General features: G+C 69.0%; 24 protein-coding genes. 15 read left to right on the plus strand and 9 right to left on the minus strand.

Annotated features, from left to right (window positions below; genetic code table 11):
- Positions 1-72 precede the first annotated feature (72 nt).
- The 3 genes from ABZX12_RS37470 to ABZX12_RS37480 are packed head-to-tail and all read left to right on the plus strand — an operon-like array spanning position 73 to position 3,579.
- Positions 73-879: an SDR family oxidoreductase gene (locus ABZX12_RS37470; RefSeq protein WP_355700209.1), complete on the plus strand. Its 807-nt coding sequence runs from the start codon at positions 73-75 to the stop codon at positions 877-879.
- A complete protein-coding gene (locus ABZX12_RS37475) occupies positions 879-2,003 on the plus strand; it encodes a DUF5938 domain-containing protein (RefSeq protein WP_355700210.1) in 1,125 nt (374 codons plus the stop codon). Before ABZX12_RS37470 ends, ABZX12_RS37475 begins: the two co-directional genes overlap by 1 nt.
- Before the next feature lie 10 nt (positions 2,004-2,013).
- Positions 2,014-3,579: an AMP-binding protein gene (locus tag ABZX12_RS37480; RefSeq protein WP_355700211.1), complete on the plus strand. Its 1,566-nt coding sequence runs from the start codon at positions 2,014-2,016 to the stop codon at positions 3,577-3,579.
- Here ABZX12_RS37480 and ABZX12_RS37485 read toward each other — a convergent pair.
- Positions 3,562-4,236 (minus strand): GPP34 family phosphoprotein, encoded by a 675-nt coding sequence (locus ABZX12_RS37485; protein WP_355700212.1) that lies wholly within the window; start codon positions 4,234-4,236, stop codon positions 3,562-3,564. The two genes, ABZX12_RS37480 and ABZX12_RS37485, sit on opposite strands and share 18 nt — an antisense overlap.
- A 138-nt stretch (positions 4,237-4,374) precedes the next feature.
- On the opposite strand from ABZX12_RS37485, the gene ABZX12_RS37490 reads away from it, so the two are divergent.
- From ABZX12_RS37490 to ABZX12_RS37505, 4 genes are all read left to right on the plus strand, one after another.
- Positions 4,375-4,962 (plus strand): GNAT family N-acetyltransferase, encoded by a 588-nt coding sequence (locus ABZX12_RS37490; protein ID WP_355700213.1) that lies wholly within the window; start codon positions 4,375-4,377, stop codon positions 4,960-4,962.
- The gene (locus ABZX12_RS37495; protein ID WP_355700214.1) at positions 4,962-6,659 is read left to right on the plus strand and encodes an IucA/IucC family siderophore biosynthesis protein; all 1,698 of its coding nucleotides are present in this window, start codon (positions 4,962-4,964) and stop codon (positions 6,657-6,659) included. The genes ABZX12_RS37490 and ABZX12_RS37495 overlap by 1 nt, the downstream gene beginning before the upstream one ends.
- Positions 6,660-6,717: 58 nt before the next feature.
- Positions 6,718-7,221 (plus strand): Uma2 family endonuclease, encoded by a 504-nt coding sequence (locus tag ABZX12_RS37500; protein ID WP_355700215.1) that lies wholly within the window; start codon positions 6,718-6,720, stop codon positions 7,219-7,221.
- A 116-nt stretch (positions 7,222-7,337) separates the two neighbouring features.
- The gene (locus tag ABZX12_RS37505) at positions 7,338-7,895 is read left to right on the plus strand and encodes a Uma2 family endonuclease (RefSeq protein ID WP_355700216.1); all 558 of its coding nucleotides are present in this window, start codon (positions 7,338-7,340) and stop codon (positions 7,893-7,895) included.
- Between the two features lie 394 nt (positions 7,896-8,289).
- Here the strand turns inward: ABZX12_RS37505 and ABZX12_RS37510 are convergent, their stop codons facing one another.
- Together ABZX12_RS37510 and ABZX12_RS37515 are read right to left on the minus strand one after the other, a co-directional pair.
- The gene (locus ABZX12_RS37510; RefSeq protein WP_355700217.1) at positions 8,290-11,523 is read right to left on the minus strand and encodes an ATP-dependent DNA helicase; all 3,234 of its coding nucleotides are present in this window, start codon (positions 11,521-11,523) and stop codon (positions 8,290-8,292) included.
- Positions 11,524-11,569: 46 nt separating this feature from the next.
- Positions 11,570-14,788, minus strand: a complete 3,219-nt coding sequence (locus tag ABZX12_RS37515) for an ATP-dependent DNA helicase (protein ID WP_355700218.1) — start codon at positions 14,786-14,788, stop codon at positions 11,570-11,572.
- A 160-nt stretch (positions 14,789-14,948) separates the two neighbouring features.
- On the opposite strand from ABZX12_RS37515, the gene ABZX12_RS37520 reads away from it, so the two are divergent.
- On the plus strand, positions 14,949-15,851 hold the full coding sequence (locus ABZX12_RS37520) for a hypothetical protein (RefSeq protein WP_355700219.1): 903 nt from the start codon (positions 14,949-14,951) through the stop codon (positions 15,849-15,851).
- Positions 15,852-15,856: 5 nt separating this feature from the next.
- Here ABZX12_RS37520 and ABZX12_RS37525 read toward each other — a convergent pair whose 3' ends face one another.
- The 3 genes from ABZX12_RS37525 to ABZX12_RS37535 are packed head-to-tail and all read right to left on the minus strand — an operon-like array spanning position 15,857 to position 17,325.
- Positions 15,857-16,153, minus strand: a complete 297-nt coding sequence (locus ABZX12_RS37525) for an MGMT family protein (RefSeq protein WP_355700220.1) — start codon at positions 16,151-16,153, stop codon at positions 15,857-15,859.
- A gap of 10 nt (positions 16,154-16,163) precedes the next feature.
- Entirely contained in the window at positions 16,164-17,003 is an 840-nt protein-coding gene (locus ABZX12_RS37530) for a TIGR03560 family F420-dependent LLM class oxidoreductase (RefSeq protein WP_355700221.1), read from the minus strand.
- A gap of 55 nt (positions 17,004-17,058) precedes the next feature.
- On the minus strand, positions 17,059-17,325 hold the full coding sequence (locus ABZX12_RS37535) for a DUF2277 domain-containing protein (RefSeq protein WP_130439916.1): 267 nt from the start codon (positions 17,323-17,325) through the stop codon (positions 17,059-17,061).
- 76 nt (positions 17,326-17,401) lie between these two features.
- Between ABZX12_RS37535 and ABZX12_RS37540 the strand changes: the two genes are divergently transcribed.
- Both ABZX12_RS37540 and ABZX12_RS37545 read left to right on the plus strand, forming a co-directional pair.
- Complete coding sequence (locus tag ABZX12_RS37540) at positions 17,402-18,043, plus strand: TetR/AcrR family transcriptional regulator (protein WP_355700222.1); 642 nt, start codon at positions 17,402-17,404, stop codon at positions 18,041-18,043.
- Entirely contained in the window at positions 18,040-18,828 is a 789-nt protein-coding gene (locus ABZX12_RS37545) for a maleylpyruvate isomerase family mycothiol-dependent enzyme (RefSeq protein WP_355700223.1), read from the plus strand. Before ABZX12_RS37540 ends, ABZX12_RS37545 begins: the two co-directional genes overlap by 4 nt.
- Positions 18,829-18,833: 5 nt before the next feature.
- Here ABZX12_RS37545 and moeZ read toward each other — a convergent pair whose 3' ends face one another.
- From moeZ to ABZX12_RS37560, 3 genes are all read right to left on the minus strand, one after another.
- Positions 18,834-20,024 carry an adenylyltransferase/sulfurtransferase MoeZ gene (moeZ, locus tag ABZX12_RS37550; protein WP_355700224.1) on the minus strand — a complete coding sequence of 397 codons (1,191 nt, stop codon included), beginning with the start codon at positions 20,022-20,024 and terminating at the stop codon, positions 18,834-18,836.
- Positions 20,025-20,147: 123 nt separating this feature from the next.
- Entirely contained in the window at positions 20,148-22,898 is a 2,751-nt protein-coding gene (locus ABZX12_RS37555; RefSeq protein WP_355700225.1) for a Calx-beta domain-containing protein, read from the minus strand.
- Between the two features lie 63 nt (positions 22,899-22,961).
- Positions 22,962-23,876 (minus strand): alpha/beta fold hydrolase, encoded by a 915-nt coding sequence (locus tag ABZX12_RS37560; RefSeq protein WP_355700226.1) that lies wholly within the window; start codon positions 23,874-23,876, stop codon positions 22,962-22,964.
- Positions 23,877-23,918: 42 nt separating this feature from the next.
- Between ABZX12_RS37560 and ligD the strand changes: the two genes are divergently transcribed.
- The 5 genes from ligD (at position 23,919) to ABZX12_RS37585 (ending at position 26,622) form a co-directional block, all read left to right on the plus strand.
- The gene (gene ligD, locus ABZX12_RS37565) at positions 23,919-24,845 is read left to right on the plus strand and encodes a non-homologous end-joining DNA ligase (protein WP_355700227.1); all 927 of its coding nucleotides are present in this window, start codon (positions 23,919-23,921) and stop codon (positions 24,843-24,845) included.
- A 20-nt stretch (positions 24,846-24,865) separates the two neighbouring features.
- The gene (locus tag ABZX12_RS37570) at positions 24,866-25,072 is read left to right on the plus strand and encodes a hypothetical protein (protein WP_355700228.1); all 207 of its coding nucleotides are present in this window, start codon (positions 24,866-24,868) and stop codon (positions 25,070-25,072) included.
- Positions 25,073-25,232: 160 nt separating this feature from the next.
- Positions 25,233-25,862, plus strand: a complete 630-nt coding sequence (locus ABZX12_RS37575) for a TetR/AcrR family transcriptional regulator (RefSeq protein WP_131467385.1) — start codon at positions 25,233-25,235, stop codon at positions 25,860-25,862.
- A gap of 117 nt (positions 25,863-25,979) precedes the next feature.
- Positions 25,980-26,207, plus strand: a complete 228-nt coding sequence (locus tag ABZX12_RS37580; RefSeq protein ID WP_355476563.1) for a DUF3107 domain-containing protein — start codon at positions 25,980-25,982, stop codon at positions 26,205-26,207.
- 145 nt (positions 26,208-26,352) lie between these two features.
- Positions 26,353-26,622 carry a GlsB/YeaQ/YmgE family stress response membrane protein gene (locus ABZX12_RS37585; RefSeq protein WP_355700229.1) on the plus strand — a complete coding sequence of 90 codons (270 nt, stop codon included), beginning with the start codon at positions 26,353-26,355 and terminating at the stop codon, positions 26,620-26,622.

Consider the following 26,622-nt stretch of genomic DNA (forward strand, 5'->3'; position numbering starts at 1 on the left):
AACAAAGTCTTGACGAGTGTCAAAGGACTGGCCAGAGTGTGAAACAGCCCGTGCGAGCAGAAGGAGCTTCAGATGGGTTCACTCGATCTCTCCGGCCGCAAGGCCCTGGTCACCGGCGGCGCGCAGGGACTCGGCGAGGGGATGGCGAAAGCCCTCGCCGCAGCCGGCGCCAAGGTCGTGATCAGCGATATCCAGAAGGACGCCGGCGAAGCGGTCGCCGACGCGCTCGACCAGCAGTACGGCGGCGGCTTCGGGTTCGTCGCCCACGACGTCACCGACGACGGCGACTGGGAGAACGCGGTGGTCGCCGCCAACGACATCCTCGGCGGCCTCGACATCCTGGTGAACAACGCAGGCATCGAGATCACCAGCCTGCTCACCGAGGTGACCGCCGACCAGATCCGCAAGATGCTCGAGGTCAACGTGCTCGGCACCACGCTCGGCATCAAGTGGGGCCTGCGGACGATGCGCCCGGACGGCCTGGCCGGCCAGGGCGGCGCGATCATCAACGTCGCGTCGGTCGCGGCCACCATCGCCTTCCCGGGCATCGCGGTCTACTCCGCGACCAAGTCCGCCGTCGACCGGCTGACGCGGGTGGCCGCGATGGAGTCCGGCAAGCTCGGGTACGGCGTCCGCGTCAACTGCATCTACCCCGGCCTGGTCCCGACCGCGATGGGCGCCGGCCTGGCCAACGACGTCGCCCAGCTCGGACTGTTCGAATCGCCCGAGGCCGCGGTCGCCGCGGTGGTCGGGCTGACCCCGGCCGGCCGGCTCGGCGAGGTCTCGGACATCGCCGACGCGGTCGTCTTCCTCGCGTCCGAGGAGTCCCGCTTCATCACCGGTATCGGCCTGCCGGTCGACGGCGGAATGGGGATGTGATGACCACGAAACCCGTTGTCGTGTACGGCGCGTCCGGCTACACCGGGCGGCTCGTCTGCGAGTACCTGCGGCAGTATCACGTGCCCTTCGTGGCCGCCGGCCGTGACGAGACGAAGCTCAAGGCTTCAATGGACTCACATGTTCCCGGTATCGAGACAGCCGACTACGAGATCGCCGCGGTCGACCATGACGTTGCTGCGCTCACGGAGCTGTTCACGGGTGCGTCCGTCGTCCTCAACACGGTAGGACCCTTCAGTGAGCTCGGTCCGGTGGCGGTGGAAGCCGCACTCGCCGCGGGTGCGCACTACACCGACACGACCGGCGAGCAGGACTGGCTGATCACCTGCGACGAGAAGTACGGTCCGCAGTTCGCCGAGGCCGGTCTGGTGCTGGCTCCGGGCATCGCACAGATGTACACGACCAGCGAGATCGCTGCGCAGCTCTGTCTCGAGCAGCCCGGGTTGGATTCGCTGGACATCGCGGTGTTCTGGGGCGGCAGCCCGACCATCGCTTCGACCCGCACGATCCTGGTGAACGCTGCGACGTCGAAGGCGCACTACTTGGAGGGCAACCAGTACGTCGAGTTCCCGGAGCAGGGTCTGGTGCCCCTGGTCGTTCCCGGCCAGCACGAGCTCGCCCTGTCGCTGCCGTGGGGCGGCATGTCACATCCGGTGTGGTTCAAGCGCGATCCACGGGTGGCGAACTGCAAGGCGCAGGGCGGTGTGTTCAACGCTGCGCTCATGAACGGGGTCCCGCAGATCGTCGCCGCGGCACTGGAGGCCACCAAGGACATGGCTCCGGACGAGCGGAACGCCGCACTGACGGAGACTGCCCGCCAGGTGATGAACGAGATGCCCCCACGCGAGAACCCGCGCGTCAACAAGACGCTGGACTCGGTGCACGCGTCCGGGCCGCTCGGCCGGGCGCACTGTGTCATCCACGGCAACAGCAACTACCAGCAGACCGGTCTGCTCCAGGCGTACGCGGCGTACTCGCTGCTGCAGACGCCGCCGAAGCGGGTCGGTTTCGCCAGTGGCTGTCAGGCCTTCGGTCACCGCGAGCTGCTCGGCGTACTGCGGAGCTTCGGGCTGGTGTCCGAGCCGCAGCTGACGGTGCAGCACTAGAGGAGTTGCCGTGCGGCTGGTCGACTACCTGGACAAGGGCGCATCGCTCGCACCCGACGCCGCCTGCCTGACGACGGACGGCGAGTCGCTGACGTACGCCGAGGTGCAGCAGCTCTCGTACCGGATCGCGGGTGCCCTGACGGCGACCGGCGTACGGCCCGGCGGCAAGGTCGCGATCCTGTCCGCGAACGACCCGGTGGCGTTCAGCTGCGTGTTCGGGATCAGCCGGGCGGGTGCCGTCTGGTGCCCGATCAATCCACGCAACGAGGCGGCCGAGAACCGGGAACTGCTCGACCAGTTCGACTGTGAAGTACTGATCTACCAGTCGGCGTTCGCGCCGCTGGTGGACCGCATTCGGGACTCTTTGCCGAAGGTGCACACGTTCGTGTGTCTCGACGGGGAGCCCTCCTCCGGCCTCACCCCCCACCCCGCGGGCCGGAGGACCGTCGGCTGGGACGCGTTCTGCGGGGGCGCGTCCCAGCCGGCACCAGATCTGACCGATCCGGACGACCTGGCGATGATCGTCGGGACCGGCGGCACGACGGGCCGGCCGAAAGGGGTGATGCTCGGCAACGCCAACCTGGAGACGATGACCGCGCTGACGCTGATGGGCTACCCGTTCGGCGAGCGACCGGTCTACCTGGCACTGGCACCGCTGACGCACGCGGCCGGCGTGCTGTGTTTCCCGGTGCTCGCGTGCGGCGGCGAGATCGTGATCATGCGAGCTCCCGACGTGCACGCGTTCCTGGAGCTGATACCGCGACACGGGGTGACGCACACGTTCTTGCCGCCGACGCTGATCTACATGGTGCTGGCGGCGTCGGAGCTCGACTCCACGGACCTGTCGTCGTTGCGGTGCTTCTGGTACGGCGCGGCGCCGATGTCGGTCGCCCGGCTCGAGGAGGCACTGCGGCGGATCGGTCCGGTGATGGCGCAGCTGTTCGGGCAGACCGAGGCGCCGATGATGATCTCGATGTTGCCGCCGGCAGCGCACTTCGATGCCGCCGGCAACGTCGCCCGGGGACGGCTGTCATCCGCGGGACGGCCGTCCCCGCTGGTTACCGTGGCGATCATGGGAGCCGACGGCGAACTGCTCCCGCACGGCGAGCGCGGCGAGATCGTGGTGCGCGGGTCGCTGGTGATGAAGGGGTACTACCGCAACGCCGAGGCGACCGCAGCCGCTTCGGCGTACGGCTGGCATCACACCGGCGACATCGGCTACCTGGACGCGGAGAACTACCTCTACATCGTCGACCGGGCCAAGGACATGATCATCACCGGCGGCTTCAACGTGTACTCCACCGAGGTGGAGCAGGCGCTGATGGCGCATGCCGCCGTCCAGGACTGCGCGGTGATCGGTCAGCCCGACGAGAAGTGGGGCGAGCGGGTCGTGGCCGTCGTCCAGCTCCAACCGGGCGCTTCGGTGGACGCTGCCGAGCTGATCGCGTTCGCGAAGGCGCGCATCGGCAGCGTGAAGGCGCCGAAGGAAGTGCTCGTCTGGCCCGACCTGCCACGCTCCAAGGTCGGCAAGGTGGTCAAGCCGGACATCAAGGCCCGCTTAGCTGCTGCCCGCTGAGGCACCGGCCGACGACGCGACGACGATGGCCGCCGTGACGGCCGCCTGCATCTCGGTCACGGCCTTCTTGACCGCGGCGGCCGCCCAGTCCGAGTCGGCGATCTCTTTCGCGCGCTTCTTCAGCGCCTTCTTGTCCACCGCGTCCGTGACGACCTTCGGTACGACGTTCAGCGCGCTGAGGAGAGCGATCAACGCGGCCGTGCGCTCGTCCGGAGTCGTACCGACCTTCAGCACGCTCTCGAGCTTCGCGCGCACGTCCTGCTCGTGCCGCGCGTCCTTGGCAGGCCAGCGCGTCACCGGGAACAGACCGAGCACCCTGCCCTGGTCCTGCTCCAGCACACCCCGCTCGGCGAGCCGGGCCAGCAGTTGGTCGCGCAGGCGCTTCGAGAGCGCACCGATCTGGTCCTTCGGCTTCTTCCCGGGCTTCTTGACGACGTACGCCAGGCGCTCGTCCAAGATCGGATCACCGGTCGGAGCAGCGTCCAGCACGTGCAGGCGACCGGCCTTGCCGTCGATGGTGATGTCGAGCTTCTGGCTCAGCGTGAGCTCGATCAGCACCGCACCGGCCAGCGCGTAGTCCAGGCCGGGCGACCCGGTGAGCGGCTTGCCGGTCTCGTCGTCGTACAGGAGCAGCAACAGATCCTCGGCGATCAACATGCTTTCACCGTAGGCACCACCGGCCGCCCGGCGCATCCGCCGCGCGGACTACCCCCGGGGTCCGTCCAGAGGCTCAGGTAGGGTCTACTAAGGTAAGCCTTAGCTAACATGCCCGCCCAGCCTGAAAGCAGCTCCGCCATGACCAGAGCACTGCCCGAGCCGACGTACCGGCGCTTCGTCGCCGGCCTCGGCGCCCTCAGCCTCCGGCCGTTCGACCTCACCGAGGACGTGACCACGCTGCACAACTGGGTCACCCGGCCGTACGCGCGGTACTGGGGACTCCTGACCGCGTCGGTCGCCGATGTGCACGCGGAGTACCTCAGGATCGCCGAGAGCCTGCACCACGACGCGTTCATCGGCGAGCACGACGGACGGCCGGCGTTCCTGATGGAGCGCTACGCCCCGGCGTACGACGCTGTCGGCCAGGTGTACGACGCGGCGCCCGGCGACGTCGGCATGCACGTCCTGGTCGGGCCGCCGGCGGCGCCGATCCCCGGGTTCACCCGGGCGGTGTTCGAGACGATCATGGACAGCCTGTTCAGCGATCCGCTCGTCGACCGGGTGGTGGTCGAGCCCGACGTACGGAACGTGAAGATCCAGGCGCTGAACGCGCGGATGGGGTTCCGCAAGCACCGCGTGGTGACACTGCCCGGCAAGCAGGCGTGGCTGAGCTTCTGCACCCGCGACCAGTACGCCGACGCGCACCGGCTGAACGAGGCCGGCTGATGAACCACTGGGAGATCGTCAACCAGGCGCTGGTCCGGAAGGCGTTGTCGGAATTCACCCACGAGCGCATTCTCGATCCTGTTGCTGACGGCAATGGGTATGCGGTCGGCCGGTACCGGTTCACGGCACGGCGCTATCCCTTGAATCACTGGGACATCTCGGCCGTGGCGCGTGACGACGGTTCGCCGGTCGACGCGCTGGAGTTCATCACGCAGTTCCACGAGCAGCTCGGGATCGGGCGCGACATGCTGCCGGTGTATCTGGAGGAGATCAGCAGCACGCTGGCGTCGGCGGCGTACAAGCTGTCGAAGCCCGACCTGACCGCGACCGACCTGGTCACCGCGGACTTCCAGACGATCGAGGCCGCGATGACCGAGGGGCATCCGTGCTTCGTGGCGAACAACGGGCGGCTCGGGTTCGGCCGCACGGACTATCTGGCCTACGCGCCCGAGACCGGCGCGGGCGTGCAGCTGACCTGGATCGCGGCCCGGCGGGACCGGACAACCGTTTCCTGTAGTTCCTCGGTCGCTTTCGACGCACTCCTGCGGTCGGAGCTGGGCGAGGAGACGCTGGCGCGGTTCGCGGAGATCGCCGATCCGGCGGAATACGTGTACCTGCCGATGCATCCGTGGCAATGGGACAACAAGACCTCGGTCACCTTCGCCGCCGACATTGCTCTGGGACACATCGTCCACCTCGGCTCGACTGACGACGTCTATCAACCGCAGCAGTCGATCCGGACGTTCTTCAACCGCTCCGTGCCATCGCGGTGCTATGTGAAGACGGCCTTGTCGGTGCTCAACATGGGGTTCATGCGCGGGCTGTCGCCGTCGTACATGGCCGCGACGCCCGCGATCAACGACTGGGTGCATTCAGTCGTCTCGAACGACCTTGTTCTCAAGCGGTACGGCTTCACCGTACTGCGGGAAATCGCCGCGGTCGGGTACCACAACCGGTACTACGAGAACGCGACGGACAAGACCTCGCCGTACCGGAAGATGCTGTCGGCGCTGTGGCGGGAGAGCCCGGTGTCGTCGCTGGAGCCCGGCGAACGGCTCGCGACGATGGCGTCGCTGCTGCACGTCGACCGGCATGGCGCGTCGCTGGCCGCGGCCCTGGTGCGGGCGTCCGGGCTGGCGCCGGCGGACTGGTTGCGCGCGTACGTCGACGCCTATCTGATCCCGTTGCTGCACAGCTTCTACGCGTACGAGCTCGTGTTCATGCCGCACGGCGAGAACCTGATCCTGGTGCTGCGGGACGCGATTCCGATCCGGGTGATCATGAAGGACATCGCCGAGGAGATCGCCGTCCTGAGTCCGTCGACACCGGTACCGGCCGAGGCCGAGCGGGTGCGGGCCGACGTACCGGACGACGAGAAGCTGCTGTCGATCTTCACCGACGTGTTCGACTGCATCTTTCGGTTCCTGTCACCGTTGCTCGACCGCGAAGGCCTGCTGACGCCGGCCGAGTTCTGGTCGGTGGTGGCGTCGTCTATCCGCGACTACCAGGCGGCGACACCGGAGCTCGCCGACGCGTTCGCGAAGTACGACATCTTCGCGCCGTCGTTCGCGCTGTCCTGCCTGAACCGGCTGCAGCTGCGCAACAACCAGCAGATGGTCGACCTGACCGACGTCGCCGGGTCCTTGCAGTTCGCCGGAACCCTGGACAACCCGCTGGTCACGCAAGCAACTGACTGACCAGGGTGCTTGTGGATAACTCCCGCGGCAGTACGGCGAGATCGGGCAAGCTGATGGAGTGACCACAGTCTCCGCTCCGCACGACGGCCGCCGGTACGAAGTGCTGGAGGGCCGCCTGCTGATCACCGGCGCCCAGCCACCGGCCCACCACGCCGCCGTCGTCGCACTCATGATCCGCCTGAAACACGCCTGCCCGGCCGACCTGCTCGTCGCGGTCAACTCCCTCGACTACCGCCCCGACCTCAACACGACTCTCCGCCCCGACCTCCTGATCTGCCACCGCACCGACGCCGGCCCTCACCTCCTCACAGCCCCACCCGTCCTGGCAGTCGAGGTCCTCTCCCCCACCACCCGAACCACCGACGTAGTCCTCAAACGAACCGTCTACGAACAACACGGCATCCAGTCCTACTGGCTCCTGGACCCAACCACCCAAGAACTGACCATCCTCGACCTGACCCCCACCGGCTACACCTGCCAGGCCGTCGTCCAATCCGAGGAAACCTTCCTGATCACAACGCCGTTCCCGATCACCCTCTGCCCGTCCGCCCTCACCAGATGACCCACAATCCGCGCTAAAACTGGGGCATCCAAGGGCATCTAGGGGCAGATCAGCAAACTGCACCAACCACCTGTCAACTGCCGCCATGCTGGTCGAGTGACCGAGAAGGAGGCACTATGGGATTCGTAAACACCACGCCGAGGACGCTCACACTCGCGCAGTTCGACGCGCTGCCCGACGACGGAATGCGACACGAGCTGCTCGACGGGCGGCTGCTGGTGACACCGGGCCCGAAGGAGGAACATCAGCGAGCCGCCGGCGTCTGCAACTTGCGTCTGGTGATGGCCAGTCCAGACGACATGGAGGTCTTCTTCGCCCCGTTCGACTTCCGGCCGAACGACAGGACGAGCCTACAGCCCGACTTGATGGTCTTCCGGTACGAGGACGTCGAACGCGACCAGCAGCGGCGGACGTTGGTTCTGGCTGTCGAGATCCTGTCGCCGTCCAACCGATCGACCGACTTGATCAAGAAGCGCCACGCGTACGAGAAGGCCTGCGTTGCGTCGTACTGGATATTCGACCCTTACTTGTCCGTACTGACCGTGCTCGAGCTCGCGGACGGACAGTACACCGAGCGGACGTTCAAGGGCGACGAAATGTTCGCGGCCGAACAGCCGTTCCCGGTCCGGATCGTTCCGGACGAATTGGCACGGCGGGTCAACGGCTCGGCCTGACTCGGGGCAACCTGGGGCAGATACTCATCTGCCCTCCCGCGGTAATGCCTGTCGGGAGCATGGTCGGAGCATGTGGCCAATCGAACCAGGTGAATTCACGACCGCCGATCTGGATGCGGCACCCGACGAAGGCGCGCGGTACGAGCTTGTCGACGGAATCCTGCTGGTGACTCACCTGTCATCGCTGATCCATCAACAGGCTCTCGGGGACCTGATGCTCCGGATGGCGGCTGCATGTCCTGCGGACCTTGAGGTCTTGCCAGGCCCGCTGGAGTTTCGCCCGAACAGTCGGCTGGCTGTGGTACCCGATCTCCTGGTGCGGTACGTCGAACCGGCTGTTGTCAGGGGCGGCGAGGTGTTCGAGGCGGCGGTTCCCTTCCGGTACGGCTCGAGGTCAGCCGTCCAGGAGTTGGGTGAGTTGGGGTTTGGTGGGGAGGCTTTCGGGGCGGATGATGTCGCCGGTGCGGACGTAGTAGAAGGCTGCGGTGACGTGGTCGAGGGGGATGTTCATGAGTTCGGACCAGGCGACTCGGTAGATGGCCAGCTGCAGTGGGTCGGCGGTTTCGCCGCGGGTGGTTTTCCAGTCGATGACGTCGTAGCCGCGGGAGCCGTCGGGACGGACGAGCTGGTAGACGGCGTCGATGCGGCCGCGGATCACCCGACCGTCGAGGGCGAGGGCGAACGGGGCCTCGATCTCGTACGGCGTGGTGTCGCCGAACGGGCCGTCGCGGAAGGCGTCCATCAGGTCGGTGAGGTCGGTGTCGTCGACGATGTCCTCGTCCGCGGCCCCGGGGAGGTCGTCGGGGTCGAGCAGTAGCTGCTGCCCGAAGTAGCTCTCCACCCAGGCGTGGAAACGGGTGCCGAAACGCGCGGCCCGGTTGGGTTTGCGCGGCATCGGCCGGGCCAGGTCGGCGGCCAGGCCGTCCGGGTCCTTGGCCAGCCGCATCACCTGGGTCGCGGACAGCGCGGCCGGCAGTGTCACGTCGTACGCCTTCCGGCTCCGGCTTTCCCTTGCCTCGGACAACAAGCGCTCGATCTCGGAGTCCCAGCGCGCGACCGTCGCCTGCTCGTCGAGCAGCAGCGACTCCTCCGCCTCGGCGGACGGTCCTTCAGCGCGCGCCTGCTGCACGAGCGCCGCCGCGTCGAGCCGCCGCTGGTACGACTCCAGGTCGTACGGCGTCGGCCAGGGGGCCTGCGTCTGCTCGGCGAGCTCCGGGTTCTCCTCGGTGAGCTCGGGCTGGTCCGCCCAGGCGATCACCCGCTCCCCGGCGTGCTTCTTCAGGGTCTCGAGGTACGCCGACGGGCCGCGCGGGCGTTTCTGCGTCGGGCCCCACCAGTGACCGGTCGCCACCAGCAACTCCTTCGCGCGGGTGAACGCGACATACCCGAGCCGACGCTCTTCGAGCGCGTTCACGTCCTTGCACTCGTCGGCGAACGCCTTCAGCCCAGCGTTCGTCAGGTCGTGGATGTCCGGAAGCGTGTCGGCGTCGCCGCGCAGCGGCCACGGCAGCACCTTCGCGTTCGTCGTCCACTTGTCCCGGCCGCGGTCCGAGGGGAACACCTTCGACACCAGGGTCGGCACGAACACGACCGGCCACTCCAGGCCCTTCGAGCGGTGCGTGGTGAGCAGCTTCACCGAGTCCGCCTCGCTCGGTACGGCGAGGTCGAGGCCGGCCGCGTACTCCTCCTCGGCCGCCAGGTACGCCAGCAGACCGTCGAGCGAGCCGTCCGACTCGGTCGACACGAAGTTGCCCACGGCATCCAAGAACGCGGCGAGGTGATCACGGCGTCCGGCGTCGACGTGGTCGGGTGTCGCGGTCAGCTCGACGTCCAGGCCGATCGTGCTGATCACGCGCCGGACCAGGTCGAGCAGCGGTTCACCGGCGTGCGCGCGCAGCTCGCGGAGCTCGACGGACAGCTCCTTGAAGCGGGTCAGGGCCTCCGGCGCGTACGGCAGCGGTCCCGGATCGTCGACCGCCTCGGCGAGCGCGATGACCTCGGTCGAGTCCATCCCGGCGACGGCCGCGTCGAGCGCGGCGACCAGGTCGTCGGCGGCCGGCCGCTCCCCCGCGTCCGCGAGACCGCGGGCGCGGTTGGCGAGCAGGGCGAGGTCGCGGTGACCGATCCGGTACCGCGGGCCGGTGAGGATGCGAAGCATCGCCGCGTTCGCCGTGAGGTCGTTGACGGCCTGCAGCGTCGCGACGACGTCGACGACCTCGGGAAGCGCGAGCAGACCGCCGAGGCCGACGACCTCGACCGGGACCTTGCGCGCGATCAGGGCCTCGTGGACGGCGCTCAGGTCGACGTTGGTCCGCATCAGGATGCCGATGTCCTTCCAGCGGCGGTTCCGGGTGCGGTGCGCGGCGACGATCGCGTCCGCGACCCACTCGATCTCCTGCGAGCGCGTCTCGAACAGCCCGACGGTGATCGCGCCTTCGGGAGCGTCCGGCGGCGCCTCCAGCGGGATGACGCCGGGGTGCTGTTCGTACAGCTCGGCGGCGTGCTGGTTCGCGGCGGCGAGGATCCGGCTGCCGCAGCGTCGGTTCACGCTGAGCACGTAGCGCTGCGCCGGTGAGCCGTCCGCCTGCGGGAAATGCTCGGGGAACTCGTCCAGGTTCGCCACGGAGGCGCCGCGCCAGCCGTAGATCGCCTGGCACGGGTCGCCGACAGCGGTGACCGGGTGGCCCCGGCCGTGCCCGGCATCCGGCCCGGCGAACAGCGCGGTGAGCATCCGGCGCTGCGACACCGACGTGTCCTGGTACTCGTCGAGCAGGACGACCTTGTACCGCGCGCGCTCGATCGCGGCGACCTCGGGACACTCCTCCGCGAGCCGGGCGCCGAGCGCCATCTGGTCGGCGAAGTCGACGACGCCGCGCTCCCCCTTGTACGCCTGGTACTCCTCGACGAGCTGCAGGATCTCCCCGCGCTTGAGGGCGGTCTCGGCGAGCTTGCGGACCTCCACGGTCTGCTTGCGCGCCGCGGCGACCTCCCGTCGTACGGCGTCGTCGTGGTCGCGGATGTCGTCCGGGCGGAGCAGATGGTCGGCGAGCTCGCCGTCCAGCGCGAGCAGGCTGTTGACGAGCGTCGGCACGTGGTGCGAGGCGAACCGGATCGGCCCGGCGGACCGCCGTACGACCCGGCCGGCGAGCTGGAACCTGGTGGCGTCGGCGAGCACCCGCGAGTCCGGCTCGAGGCCGAGCCGGAGCCCGTGCTCCGCGATCAGCGTGCCGGCGAACGCGTGGTACGTCGAGACGACGGGCTCGCCCGGCTCCTCCGGCTCCCAGTTGGGGATGTTGCTGCGCAGGTGCGCCGCGAGGATCGGGTGCTGGTCCCTCGGCAGCGTCGATCCGAGGACACCGGCCTTCGTCAGGTCCTCGCGGATCCGGACGTCGAGCTCGTTGGCGGCCTTCTTGGTGAACGTCAGCCCCAGCACCTCCTCCGGCTTCACCTGCCCCGTGCAGATCAACCACACCACGCGGGCCGCCATCGCCGTCGTCTTCCCCGACCCGGCACCCGCGACAATCACGCCCGGCGCCAAGGGTGCAGTGATCGCCGCCAACTGTTGATCCGAGAACGGAATCCCCAGCAGATCGCACAGCTCGGCCGTAGTGCGAAGTTGGGCACCCATCACCAAACCTCCCCAGCGCAACCCGAGACCTCGGACAGTGTCTGCATCAGACGATCTCCCGGCCTTCGGGTTGGATGGGGCACAGGGCGCGAGCCTCGCAGCGGCTGCAGCCGTCGTTGCGCTTGGCAACAAAATCTTCGGTGCGGATCATCGTCTCGGCGTCGTCGACGGCCTCGTCGAGCCAGGTCCGGCCGTCCTCGTCGGTCTCCAGCGGCCCCTGGTGCTGGACCTTCGGGAAGCCGCCGTTGTCGTCGTGCCGCAGCTGCACCAGCTCGGCGCCGCCGGCGACCGCGTCCTCGCCGAGCTTCTTCAGCTGCCGCGCGTTGATCGCCCGCTGGTAGATGGCCAGCTGCACATGCCGCTCGAGGGCCGGCTTGGTCGGGATGTTCCGCCCGGTCTTCAGGTCGACCACCCGGACCATGCCTTCGGGGTCCTTCTCGACCCGGTCCATCCGGCCCTTCACCCGCACCGCCGGGTGCTCTGCGTCGGGCAGCAGCACGTCGAATTCCACTTCGGTCCCGACCAGCGTCCGGTCCGGCCGGCCCTGGTGCCACGCGACGAACCGCCGCAACGCCTGCTCCGCCTCACCGCGCTCCCGGTCCGAGATCCAGGCGGACTCGAACTCGAGCTGGGTCCAGACCTTGTCGAGCCAGCCGTTCAGCTCGTCGACCGACGGCGGCAGCGTTCCCGTCGCGACCGCATCGGCCAGCGCGTGCAGCACCGAGCCGAAACCGAGCGCCGACGTACTCGGCGTCTCGCCACCGGCCCGCCTGGTCAGGAACCAGCGCAGCGGACAGTCCACGATCGTCGTCAGCGCACTTCCCGACAGCGGAACGGGCTCGGCGGGATCCGCGATCGGCCGCGCCGACTCGGTGCGCTCCCGCACGCCCCACCAGCGCGACGGATCGGCCGTCGGCACCAAGGGCTGATCCCGGTCGTCGACAGCCGAGGCCAGCAGCGCCAGCCGGTCCGCCGCCGCCCGCTTCAACGCCGGCGACGACGCCGGATCCGCCAGCACGCAGCGCAGATCCGCCACCAGCCCCGGCAACGACAACGGCCGCCGTGGGCGCCCCGCGACCAGCTTCCAAGGAATGTCGAGCTCGGCAATGAATCGGGAGGGCTGGTCGCCGTCGGCCTCCGGCGCCTGTACGGCGGTCACGATCAACCGCTCCCGGGCCCGGGTGATCGCGACGTAGAACAACCGTCTCTCCTCGGCGAGCAAGGCGCCCGCCGACAACGGGTCGATCAACCCGTCGGGCCCCAATCGGTCCGGCTCCAGCAACGAGCCGCGGCGCCGCAGGTCCGGCCACTGCCCTTCCTGCACGGACGCGACCACGACGAGGCGCCATTGCAGACCCTTCGACCGGTGCGCCGTCATCAGCTGGACGCCGGACTCGCGATACGTCCCGTCGAACCGATTGTCCGCCGCGATGTCCAGCGACTCCAGCTCGGACAGGAATGCCGACACGCCCTTGAACCCGACCTGCTCCTCGGCCCGGCCGGCCGCGTCGAACAGCGCACACAACGAGTCGAGGTCCCGGTTCGCCGTGCGGGCGACCTCACCGCCCGAGGAGGCCTGGCCGCGCAGCCGTCGCAGCCACGGCGACTCCGACCACAGCGACCACATCACCTCGTCCGGCGCCGCGCCCGCGGTCACGATGTTCCTTGCCTTGAGCAACCGCTCGCCGAGCGCCGCGAACCGCGCCTCGGCCGGCGACGCCTCCTGGTCGAGCAGCAGCGGGTTCAGCATCGCCTCACGCAACAGCTCGTCCGACGACCGCGGCAACCGCTGCCCGCCCGCCGCGTCGCGGTCCCGCCGGCGCAGCACCCGCGCCAGCCGGCGCAGCTGCCCCGCGTCCATCGCGCCCAACGGCGACAGCGCCAACGCCCGGACGACATCGACGGTCAGGGTCTCCGGGTCGGCCACCGCCCGCAGCGCCAGCAGCATCGGCCGGACGGCGGGCTCGCGCGACAACGGCAGCTCGTCGCCGGCGACGTCCACCGGGATGCCGGCCGCGGACAACGCCCGCCGCAACGGCGGGATCGACCGGCTGCCGGAGCGCACGAGCACGGCCATCTCGTTCCACCCGATGCCGTCCTGGACGTGCGCCCGGCGGAGCAGATCGGCGATGTGCTCCAGCTCGGCGCCGCTGGTCGAGTACAAGTTCGCCTCGACCTTGCCCGGGCCGTACACACACGCGGACGCGTCGGGGTTGCGGAAGCGCTCGAACGTGTCGCGGTCGAGCGATCCCGGCACACCGAGCCGGTTGACGACATTGCGCGACACGCGTTGCAGCGTGGTGCCGAAGCGCCGCGTCGTACCCAACGCGATCTGCGCGGCCGCCGCGCCGTCGCGGGTGCGGAACTCGTCGGTGAACCGCAGCAGCCCGCGCACGTCCGCGCCGCGGAACGTGTAGATCGACTGGTCCGGGTCGCCCACGACGACCAGGTCGCGACCGTCACCCGCGATCGCCTGCAACAGCTTCGTCTGACCAGGATCGGTGTCCTGGTACTCGTCCACGAACACCGCTTTGAACTCCGCCCGCAGCTTCGCCTGCACCTGCGGCTGCTGGGCGAGGATCACCGCGCGATGGATCAGCTCGGAGTAGTCCAGCACCTGCTCGGCGTCGAGGATCTGCAGGTACTCCTCGAAGAAGTCGCCGACCGCGACCCACTCGGCCCGCTCCGCCGACCGCCCGATCGCGGACAGGTCCTCCGGGTCGAGCCCCAACTGGCGCGCCTTGCCGATCACGGCCTGGACCTCGTCGGTGAACCCGCGGGTCTTCAACGCCGGATGCAGACTGCCCGGCCAATGCACGGCGCCGACCTCACGGCTGCCCGACAACGCCTCGCTCAACCGCAGCGCCTGCTCCGGACCGGACGGCAACCGCAGTGGTACGTCGAACGCGTCGGCCGGTGTGAACCGGCGGAGCAATGCGTAGCAGAAGGAATGGAACGTCATCGACGGCATCACCCGCGTGGTCCGGCCGAGCCGCCCGGTGATGCGATCGCGGAGCTCGGTCGCGGCCTTGCGGCCGAACGTCAGCACGAGCACCTCGTCCGGGCTCAGCCCGCGGTTGCGGACCCGGTCGACAACGGCCTCCACCAACGTCGTCGTCTTGCCGGTGCCGGGCCCGGCGAGCACCAGTAGCGGTCCGCCCGGATGCTCCACGACGGCTTGCTGGTCGGGGTCGAGAACAGGCGCTTCCGCGCTCCGGCGCTCCTCCCGGACCAACCGGTACCGGGATCCCTGTCTGCTGACCACCGACACATCTCAACAGACGGCACCGACAGTCCGCGACGAGGCTCCCCGGCCACTGGCCGGATAGCCGGAAACCGGACGGAACCGCGTAGCCGGCCGATAACTTTCCGCAGCCTCGGCGCATCGAGTTCCTCGACGGCAACACGACGACAAGGAGCACCGAATGAGGACGCTGCGGCACACAGCCGCCCTCCTGGGGACGGCTGTTCTCCTCGCAGGGCCGACGACCACCACCGCCTCGGCGGCGAACCCGAAGATCGCGTCGATCTGCTCACTGGACCTCGGCTCGATCACCGCAGGAGGCACCTACGTCGACCAGGTCCTGTCCGCCGCGAGCCCGCCGGCCGCGAGCGAACGCCGGGTCGGCCCGCAGGTCGCCGACCCGGGCGCGACGAAGGCCAGTGCGACCTGGGAGTTCTCCTACGACAGCCACGACGGCATCGTCGACCGCGGCTACGCGATCTACGGCACCTGGCTCTACAGCACGCTGATCGCCCGGCCGCCGGACGGACCGTGGTGGGGTCAGGCGAACATCCAGGACGGGATGGGCGATTTCACCCAGCTCGCCCGGTCCGGCTACCCGAAGGGCGCCGACCCGACCCGCGAGTACCTGTACGGGCTGCGCAACGACGGCGTGCTGTTCCGCTGGAAGAAGGACAGCACCGGCTTCCACGGGCTCGGTTCGTCCGCCGGGTTCTCGGCGGTCAAGACGATGACGCTGATCAGCCAGACCGCGACGTACGACACGCTCCTCGCGACGACGCGGGGCGGCGCGCTGTACACGATCCGGATCCCGGTCACGTCGCCGATGACGCCGGTGGTGAAGGCCGTGCGGACGTCGACCTGGCAGGGCTTCGAGGCGATCGTCGCGGAGAAGTGCGGCACGCAGAGCACGCTGCTCGCCGCAGTCGACCGGGACACCGGGTCGGCGTACCTGTATGCGGTCGGGCACGCCAACGGAACCGCCACGGTCATCCAGGCCCTGGGCAAGGTGCCCGGCACGTTCGGCGACCCGGTCTACTTCCTCCGCACGTCGCAGGCGGGTTCGTCGCTGTACGGCGAGTAGAGGCTCTAGTCGTGCGGATCCCAACGGGCCTGGCGCAGGTTCACCCGGCCGTTGGTGATCCGCACGCCGTCGGAGCGCAGCCGGTGGAGCTGCTCGTCGCCGACCTCATCGGCCGGTACGCCGGACGCGCGGATCACCCGCCACCACGGCACGCTCGCGCCGTACTCGCGCATGATCGCGCCGACCTGCCGCGGCCCGCCCTGCCCCACGTACTCCGCGATGTCGCCGTACGTCGCGACGCTGCCCTCCGGGATCGACTCCACGGCCTGCAGCACGGCCTCGACGTACTCCTCCCTGTCCACGCGCTCCAATCTAGGCGAGCGGGGCGAGCGCCTTCGCGAGCGGCTCCAGAACCGACGGCGGCGCGTCCAGCGGAAGATTCATGACGACCAGGTCGACACCTGCCTCGCCGTACGCCGCGGCCTCGGCGACCGCCTTGTCGAGCGGGCTGTCGGGGTCGATCCGGACGTTCACCGAGCAGGTGATCTCACCGACGTCGCGGCCGGCTTCCTCGCAGCGTTGGACCAGGACGTCCTTGAGCGCCTTCCACTCCTGCGGGTTCGCGACGATGACGTTCCACTGCTGGGCCCACTTGGCGACCGCGCGGAGCGTCCGTTTCGGCCCCTTGCCGCCGATGGTGATCGGCGGGTGCGGCGTCTGCACGGCCTTCGGGTTGCAGTAGGCGTCGGTGAGCTTGACGTACTTGCCGTCGAAGTTCGCGACCTCTTCGGTGAGCAGCGCGATGATCGCCTGGGTGCCCTCGTCGAACCGGTCGAAGCGCTCCTTCAGCGGGTACAGGTCGATGCCGTACGCCGCGGTCTCCATCTCGTTCCACCCGGCGCCGATGCCGAGCTCGAGCCGCCCGTTGCTGATGATGTCGGTGGTCGCGGCCATGTTCGCGAGCACGGCCGGGTGCCGGTAGATCATCCCGGTCACCTGGCAGCCCAGCCGGATCCGCGACGTCGCCTGCGCGAGTGCGGCCAGCGTCGTCCAGGCCTCCAGGTTCGGCCCCTGCATGTCACCGCTCAGCGGGTAGAAGTGGTCCCAGTGCCAGGCGGACTCGAAGATCTCGAACTGGTCCGCCGCGACCCACACGTCCCGCATCTGCTGCCAGGTGGTGTGCTCCGGCCTGGTCTTGATCGCGAACCGCATCCCGCGCCTCCCTGAGGGGTAGCCGTTTCCCGGGCGAGACTACTCTGCTTTCGCCTCAGTCGAGACCGAGTCTGGCGCGGACCTCGGGGCGACGCAGCGGGGGGACGGTCTGCGGCGGGGTGCGGCGGGCCGGCATCTCCTCGAGGAGTTGCTCGGTGATCCGGGCGACCTCGGTGGCCGCGCGCTCGATCGGGCCGCGGGTGGTCGCGCTCAGCGAGCCGACGCCCGTCACCTTGCGCACATATTGCAGCGCGGCCGCGTAGATCTCTTCGGAGGTCGCCGACGGCTCCAGTCCCCGGAGCACGGTGATGTTTCTGCACATGCTCCCGACAGTACGTGCCGCCGGGGACAACTACGAGGTATTGACAACCCTAATGCCATTAGGTTTTCCTCATGGCATGAGCACTACCGCGCCGGACCGCCGGACCCGCCGTCGTCAGCAGACGATCGAGGAGATCCTCGACGTCGCGATCGAGCTGATGGCCTCCGAGGGCGTCGCGGCGCTCAGCCTGTCCGCGGTGGCCCGGCGGCTCGGCATGCAGCCGCCGTCGCTGTACCAGTACTTCCCGTCGAAGATGGCGATCTACGACGCGCTCTTCCAGCGCGGCAGCGAGCTGCAGCGGAACGCGTACCGGACGGCGCTCACGACGGCCGCGACCGGGGATCCGCTGGAGCTCAACCTGATCGCGGCGACCGCGTTCAGCCGGTGGTGCCTGGAGAATCCCGTCTACACCCAGCTCATGTTCTGGCGGACGGTGCCCGGCTTCGAGCCGAGCGCGGAGGCGTACGCGCCGGCGCAGGAGACGCTGCGGGATCTCCGCGACCACCTGCAGGCGACGGCCGACGCCGGCTACCTGCACCCGGACGCCGCCGGCGAGGAAGGCGTCGCGCTGTTCACGTCGCTCACGGCCGGGCTGCTGTCCCAGCAGATGGCGAACGAGCCGGACGCCTCGTTCGAGGACGGGCGGTTCATCCGGATGCTGCCGACCGTGCTCGAGATGTTCCATCAACGCTACGCACCAATCAGGGGGAGCAAATGACCGCAGTACTCGCGGAACAGATCGGGCGGGCCGACCGCGCGCGGTGCCGGGTCCACCGGGACGCCGAGCTTCAGGCGTGGCACGAGCTGCTCGCGTCGATCCTGGGCGACGAGTGGCAGCGCCGTACGGTCTGCGACGAGTGGGACGTTGCCGACATCGCCGGGCACCTGATCGGCCAGGCCGAGGACGTGAACAAGGCGTTCTCGTTCCCGCGCCGGTACCGGAAGGCGAAGCGGGTCTATCCCGACGTGCTGCGGATCGACGCGCACATGATGGTGCAGGCCGACGAGCACCGCGGTACGCCGCCTGCCGCGCTGCGCACCAAGTTCGACCAGGTGTGGGCGAAGGCGACCCGGAAGATCTCCAAGAACCCCGAGCTGATCCGCCGGGTGTCGATGACGATCGACGGGTTCCACGTCGTCAAGTTCAGCCTCGGGTACATCCAGGACATCCTGCTGGCGCGCGACCTGTGGATGCACCGCGACGACGTCTGCCAGGCGCTCGGCCGCCCGTTCGACGCGGGGCCGTACGCCGGGGAGCTGGTCGCGCAGGTGATGTACGACCTGATGGACGGACCGTGGTGGGAGGACCGGCCGGCCGTCGAGGTCGAGCTGACCGGGCAGGGCGGCGGGACCTACAAGCTCGGGAGGGGTGAGCCGGTGGGGCGTGCCACGGTGGACGCGGTCGGGTACATGCGGACCGTGTCCGGACGCGACGACGCCCCGGCGGTCACGGGTGATCCCGTGGCCGCCGAGGCGGTCGCGTCCTGCCGGATGCCCTTCTAGGTCCTCTAGTACGACGGCTGGCTCGGGTCGATCTGGTCGACCCAGGCGACGACCCCGCCGCCGACGTGGACGGCGTCGGAGAAGCCCGCGCCCTTGGCGATCGCGAGCACCTCCGCGGAGCGGACGCCGGACTTGCAGTGGAAGACCAGCTGCTTGTCCTGCGGCAGCTTCTCCAACGCCACGCCGGTCTGGAAGTCCGCCTTCGGGATCAGCACCGAGCCCGGGATCTTGTTGATCTCGTACTCGTTCGGCTCCCGGACGTCGATCAGCACGAAGTCCTTCTCGCCGTTGTCCTTGAGCTTGATCCACTCCGACAGCTGCTTCACCGAGATGGTCGAGCCGACGGCCGCGTCGGCCGCCTCTTCGGTCAGGGCGCCGCAGAAGCTCTCGTAGTCGATCAGCTCGGTGACGGTCGGGTTCTCGCCGCAGATCGCGCAGTTCGGGTCCTTGCGGACCTTCAGGGTGCGCCAGTTGAGGTCGAGCGCCTCGTAGATGTTCAGCCGGCCGAGCGACGGGTCGCCGATCCCGGTGAGCAGCTTGATCGCCTCGGTGACCTGCGCGGCGCCGACCGACGCGCAGAGCACGCCGAGCACGCCGCCCTCGGCGCAGGACGGGACCATGCCGGGCGGCGGGGGCTCGGGGTACAGGCAGCGGTAGCACGGGCCGTGCTCGGCCCAGAACACGCTGACCTGGCCGTCGAAGCGGAAGATCGAGCCCCAGACGTACGGCTTGCCGAGCAGCACGGCGGCGTCGTTGACCAGATACCGGGTGGCGAAGTTGTCGGTGCCGTCGACGATCAGGTCGTACGGCTCGAAGATCTCGAACACGTTGTCGTTGTCCAGCCGGGTCTCGTGCAGGACGACGTTCGTGTACGGGTTGACCTCGAGGATGGACTCCTTGGCGGACTGCGCCTTGGACTTGCCCACGTCGGACTGGCCGTGGATGACCTGACGCTGCAGGTTGGACTCGTCGACGGTGTCGAACTCGACGATGCCGAGCGTGCCGACACCGGCGGCGGCCAGGTAGAGCAGCGCGGGGCTGCCGAGACCGCCGGCGCCGATCACCAGCACCTTGGCGTTCTTCAGCCGCTTCTGCCCGGCCATCCCGACCTCGGGGATGATCAGGTGCCGCGAATACCGCCGCACCTCGTCAATCGTCAGCTCGTCGGCCGGTTCGACCAGCGGTGGCAGTGACACGTTGTCGGCTCCTCAGGAAAGATGTCGAACGGGATCTGAAGGTTTTCAACCATCTGTCCCACTCCCATGTTCCCGCACCGTTCCAGCCCGCCCCGCCGGAGTCCACATCCCGGTACCCGCGTCTCAGTCGTCGTCGGTGATCGTGGCGGTCAGGGTCGCCGGGATCTTGAGGACGGCGCCGTCGACCTGCTGGATCACCGCGGCGAAGGTTTCGGACGGTTCCTCGAGCTTGTCGTCGAGGATCTTGACCTGGAGGTCGCCGGTGGTCTTGCCGGGCTCGACGTACCCGTCGATCGTCCGGTCCGCGGGACCGGTGCCGTCGTCGTTGACGCCGCTGTAGTCCTTGCGGATCGCCGCCGTGCCGTCCCTCAGGACGCCGGAGAAGCTGACGTACTTGTCGCTCGGCGCTGACAACTTCACCCCGAAGCTCACCACGCCGGCCTTCTCGGTCGTCTTCAGGTTGGCCAGGGTCAGTGTCGGCGTCGGGTCGTCGTCGATGACCAGACCGTGACCGAAAGACTCGTCCAGTAGCGCGTCATGCGGCGCTGACAGCACCAGGTTGAACGGCAGGTCGTAGCTGTCGCGGGTGTTCGCCTTGATCGGCACAGTCACCTTTTGGCGCACCTGGCCGGGCTTGAACACCAAGTGCTGCGCCACGTCCCCGACTGATTCGCCGAGTTCGCCGTTGGTCTCGACGTACACGCTGACCGGCCGGATGCTCGGCCGCGACAGACGAACCCAGAAGTCCACCGTGTGCGTCCCCCTGTCCCCCTCCTTCACCGTGACGCTGGAGGCGGACAGCTTCGGCAGCAGCACTGCCGGCGCCGAGAAGCCGAGTCCGGGTGACGAGAAGCCCAGGTCGCTCACGTACGCCGACCCGCTGGCGACCCTGTCCGTCCGCAGCTCCACAGCACGTACGTCGCGCAGGTCCACGCCCTTCAGCAACGGCACGGGGATGCGGACCGTCCGCAGCAGATTCTTCGGCAGGCCGACCTCGTTGTTGCCCGGCATCCGCACCAGCGCGTCACTGACCGCCGACACCGGTACGACCGCGGCCCGTCCGTGCCCGTCGACCACACGCACGCTCAGGTCGGTCTTGGGCGCACCAGACGGGTCGGGCGCGGCACGGAACGTCAGAGCCGCAAACCGCCGTACGTCGCGGTGCCCGGCCGGCACGTCGACACGCAGCACACCGTTCGTACCTGTCCACTTGAGCTTGGTGACCGCGGTGGTCGGTGTCTTCGCGGCGAACCACGCTGTGTCCCAGTGCGGCGCGTTGCCCCAGTCCTCGGTGTCCATGCACGTCCGCGTACTCGCCCGCAGGTTCGTAGCGGTCACACCGGCGCACACGGTCGCCGACAGCTTCCCGCTGACCGCTCCCGCCGGCAGTGGCTTGTCGAAGTGGTTCAGGTCCCGCCGCAACCGCAGCGGCGCCTGCGACACCACTCGTACGACGGCCTTCCCGGCAGACGCCGCCCGCGAGTCAGAGCCGTCGAACTGTGGCAGGAACTGCGTCTCGCGCCCCAACTGCAAACGGAAGAAGCCCGCGATATAAGCGGTGCCTACGGCCTGCTGCTGCTTCGCCGTCAACCGGCCGGCGTACTTAGCTCCGCACGGTGACGCCTTCTCGTCACCGAACCAGTCGTCGTTCGACGGAGCGACCGATTGACCAGGCGTCCACTCGGTGTTGAAGAAGTTGTGGTTGGCGCCCAGCACCGTCACGGTGGAGCGCGGTGCGGTGTCACCGCCGACTGAGTACCGGGTGTCGTCGTAGAACTTCTGGCCCTGCAGGTCGGACACGTCGCCGTCGCAGTAGGGAAGTACGACGCTCATCGCGACACCGGGCACCGTGGCGCGCGCGAAGTCCGTGGGAGCCAGCGGCAGTACCGCGCGGATCCCGTACTGCCCGCCGCGGTCAGCGTTCAGCACGGCTGCCCGCGCCACGCCCTCGCCGCCGCGCGAATGCCCCATGAGGCCGACGTTCTGGAGGTCGATCTTGCCGACGAAGCGGGTGCCGAACGGGCCGCCACCGACCGTGGACCACTTCCGCCACAGTGCGAGGTGGTCCAGGATCAGCTCGGCCCGAGCCTGCGCGCCCGCGTCGTAGGCGTCGCTGTCCCAGCCGTTGATCGCGTTGGCGCTGATCGACACCACTTCGTACCCGTTGGTGGCCAGTGCGGTCGCCGGGCCGTCGTACCCGCGGAAGCTGGGGATGGGCTTCATCCCCGGCGGGCACGGCCACGGCTTCTCGTCGTTGGACGGATGGGTGGGCTCGCCATAACAGACCTCGTGCCGGCCGTGCAGGAAGACCACCAACGGCCGCGGCCCTACCGCACCACGTGGTGAATACACCTTCCCACGCAGCTCCGCCCGGTGCTTGAGCCCTGGCAGGAAGACGGCCTCGGCACCCAGGTCGTACTCCGCGGAGTCCACCTTGTACTTGCCGAGTGCACCGGGGTCCGACGGCAGCAGCGGGCCGCGGCGCGCCTTCAGCCAGTCGGCATCGGTCCTTCCGGCCGGGTTGACGGCCCGGCTCTTGCCGGACTCCTTCCCCAGGTCCCCGGACCAGACCAGGCGTACGTCGCGCGCCTTCAGTACGGCCGGGTCAGTGCTGACCAGAGTCAGCGTTCTGCGATCCGGCGACTGCTTGGCGACACCGAGCGGCTTGCCGTCGACCTCCAGCAGCGGGAGGGACGCACGCATCGGCGCGGGTTCGTCGAGGCGAAGGGTCAGCTGGAATCCGTCGGCGAGCGGCCGCATGTCCCAGTGGTTGCTTTGAGCAACTACTGGCGGCGCGGCGGTCGCGGTCAACGGCCCCACACCGAGCAGTACGGCGATTCCCAACGACAGATTTCGGGCGGTTCTGCCATTCACGCGCCCAAGTTGACCGGACCCGCCGCTCAGTCGCGTCTCAGCCGGGCGTCGGATTCGACTCGATCAGCCGATCAACTGACGGAACGCGCGCGCCACCTGGTCCGGATGTTCCATCTGCGCGACATGCCCGGAGCGCGGCAGGTACAGCGTGCGGGCGTCCGGGAAGGTGCGCTGGGCCTTGGTCCGGATCCGCGCGTCGACCAGGCGGTCCTTACCGCCGTAGATCAGCAGCACCGGGCACTGCACAGCCGCGGCGTCCGCCCAGAGCGACCGCCGTGGTGGCGCGAGCGAGGACCGCAGGATGCTGCGTGCGCCGTCCACTGTGGCCTGCTGGGCCCAAGGGTCGGTGTCGCGACGGCGCAACTCCTCCTCGTAGGCGGCCCGCACCTCCGGGTCCAGCCCTCGAGGATCACCGAACACCATCGCGAGCGACGCCTGGAAGCGCCGGTCGAACGGCATCCGCCTCGTCCGCTCCAGGACGGCCGGACCGAGCCGGGGAGTCGCCAGCGCCGTGAACCACAGGGCACTGGCCGACACCCGCGGATGCGGCAGGGCCGGCGACACGAGCGTCAGCGATGCGACCAGGTCCGGCCGTTGCGCCGCCAGGGCCACCGAGGCGGCCCCGCCCATCGAGTTCCCGAAGACATGCGCCGGGCCCGTGTACTCCCGCTCCAGGAGCTGGACGAGCAGGTCGGCCTGCTCGGAGATCCCGGTCACGCCGGACAGCGGCGTACGCCCATGTCCGGGGAGATCGGGCGCGATGCCGCGGACCGAGTCGTTGAGAAGCAGCCCGAGGGCTGTCCAGTTCAGCGACGACCCGCCGAGACCGTGCACGAACAGGGCCGGCGGCAGGTCCGCCGCCGCACCGGGCAGATCCCTGACCGCCACATCCACGCCGGACACCGGGACCCGCCGCACCGGCCAGTCCCGGACCGCCAGCGGCGACCCATCTCCGGTTACTGGTCCGTAACTATCCACGGCATCCATGTTAGGCCGCTCCGCTGATGGAGACTGGGACGTATGGCGGGTGCGCAGCAGCAGCTGACGACCGAGGTGGACGGGCAGACGATGAAGCTCACCAACCTCGGCAAGGTCCTGTATCCACGGACCGGGTTCACCAAGGCCGAGGTGATCGACTACTACCACCAGGTGGCGACGCTGCTCCTCCCCCATCTGTCCGACCGGCCGCTGACCCGCAAGCGCTGGCCGGACGGCACCGAGGCGGCGTACTTCTTCGAGAAGAACGCTCCCCGCGGTACGCCGGCCTGGGTGCGGACCGAGACCCTGCCCACACCGGGGAGCTCGACCGGGCGGGACGAGGCCGATTTCGTGGTCTGCGACGACGTACAGACCGTGGTGTGGCTGGCGAACCTGGCCGCGCTCGAGCTGCACGTGCCGCAATGGCGCATCGGCCTGTCGGACGGCGGGAAGAACCCGCGCGCCGACCTGATCGTGTTCGACCTCGACCCGGGTCCGGGAGCGACGATCGTCGAGTGCTGCGACGTGGCGCTGGGGCTGCGGGAACTGCTCGGCCACTTCGGTCTGGAAGGCTGGCCGAAGACGTCCGGGAACAAGGGCATGCACCTGTACGTGCCGATCGAGCCCGCGCCGTCCAAGCAGACCAGTGCGTTCGCCAAGCAGCTCGCCGAGCAACTGGCGGAGGCGCTGCCGGAGAACGTCACCGCCAACATGACCAAGGCGCTACGGCCCAACAAGGTGTTCATCGACTGGAGTCAGAACGCCAGCGCGAAGACCACGCTGGCGCCGTACTCGCTGCGCGGCTCGGACGAGCCACGGGTGTCCACACCGATCGACTGGGACGAGGTGGCGTCCGCGACCTCCCCCGAGGACCTCCGGTTCCTGCCGCACGACGTACTCGCCCGGATCGAGGAGTACGGCGACGTCCTGGAGGGCCTGTACGACGACCCGAAGCCACTGCCGTCCTAGATGAGAGGAGCGCGAGCCAGATGACCACTGGAACCGACTACGAGGGCCCGGACGACGAGAACCTGCCCGACGAGGCCTCCGAGGCGGACGTCCTCGAGCAGCGCCTCGCCTCGACCGTGGTGGACGACCGGCCCGAGGAGTCCGGACTCCCGACCGAGGCGGACCCGGCCGACGTGGAGGAGCAGCGCCGCGAGGTGGGCGACCCCGACGAGGACGACTACCGCTGACCGCCGTACCTGCCGCGGACCGTAGTACCACGATGGAACGGTCCGTGGCGGGTTGGTCGGCGGGGAAGCTACTGACGGGAAGGACTGCTGGGTAGGATTCGGGGAACGACCCGGTGCCGGACGAAGCCGGCCGCCGGAGAGCACCACCGAAGGAGCCGACGTGTCGACGACACCGGAGACCGCACCCAAGCGTGGCAGCCGCCTGCCCCGGCTGGCCCGGCGCGCCCAACTGCTCGAGGCGGCCCAGGAGGTCTTCGTCGCGAACGGGTACCACGCCGCCGCGATGGACGACATCGCGGACCGCGCGGGCGTGTCCAAGCCGGTCCTGTACCAGCACTTCCCCGGGAAGCTGGAGCTGTACCTGGCGCTGCTGGACACCTCCTGCGACGCGATCGTCGCCTCCGTGCAGGACGCCCTGAAGTCGACCGAGGACAACAAGCTCCGGGTCGCGGCCACGATGCACGCGTTCTACGACTACGTGGCGAACGCGCAGGGCGCCTTCCGGCTGGTGTTCGAGTCGGACCTGACCAACGAGCCGGCCGTCCGCGAGCGCGTCGACCGGGTCACGCACGCCTGCGCCGAGGCCGTCTCCGAGGTGATCAGCGCCGACGCCGGCCTCAGCCGTGAGCAGTCGATGGTGCTGGCCGTCAGCCTGGTCGGCATGGCCCAGGTCAGCGCCCGCTACTGGCTCGGCGCCGGCGACCCGTCGTTCCCGCAGCAGCAGGCCGCCGACCTGGTCGCCTCCCTCGCGTGGCGGGGTATCCGGGGCTTCCCGCGCACCGACACCTGAGGTTCTGCCGCCGGGGGTTCTGCTCTCGGCGGACGGGTGAGAGCTGGGCAGCGGCACCGGATAGGCTCGAAGCGTCACCGGCGAGAGCCGCCGGTCGGAACGTGCCCGGAGGGTTTCGTGGAGGTCAAGATCGGCGTGCAGCACGCCAATCGTGAGTTGGTTCTGGAGAGCGAGCAGACTCCGGATGAGGTCCAGGCACTGGTCGCGGAGGCGCTCACCGGCAAGTCCGGCCTGCTCGAGCTGGCCGACGAGAAGGGCCGCCGGGTGCTGATCCCGGCCGACCGGCTCGCGTACGTCGAGATCGGCGAGGTGTCGACCCGCAAGGTCGGCTTCGGCGCGATCTGACCGAAAGCTCCCTGACACTGAGTTGCAATCCAGCGACAGCCGACAGCAACCACGTTTGCGTGTGTTGGTAGCCGGTAACCGTCTTGGTGGGCGAGACAATCGTCACGCCGCGTGGACGCGGTCGTCACAAGGAGGAACCAGCGTCATGGAAATCATCGGTGTGATCGTGGCCGGCATCATCATCGGCCTGCTGGGTAAGTGGGTCGCCCCTGGCGACCGGGACAACATTCCGCTGTGGCTCACCGTTCTGTGCGGGATCGGCGGTGTGCTCATCGGCTACTACGTCGCCGCGGCACTGGGTGTCGAAGCCACCAACGGCATCGACTGGATCCGCTGGATCGTCAGCATCGTCGTCGCCGCGGTCCTCGTCGTCATCGCAGCGATGGTGACCGGGCGGGGCAAGGTCAAGACCTGA

It is taken from the genome of Kribbella sp. NPDC003505 (assembly GCF_040610875.1).
Classification (GTDB): domain Bacteria; phylum Actinomycetota; class Actinomycetes; order Propionibacteriales; family Kribbellaceae; genus Kribbella.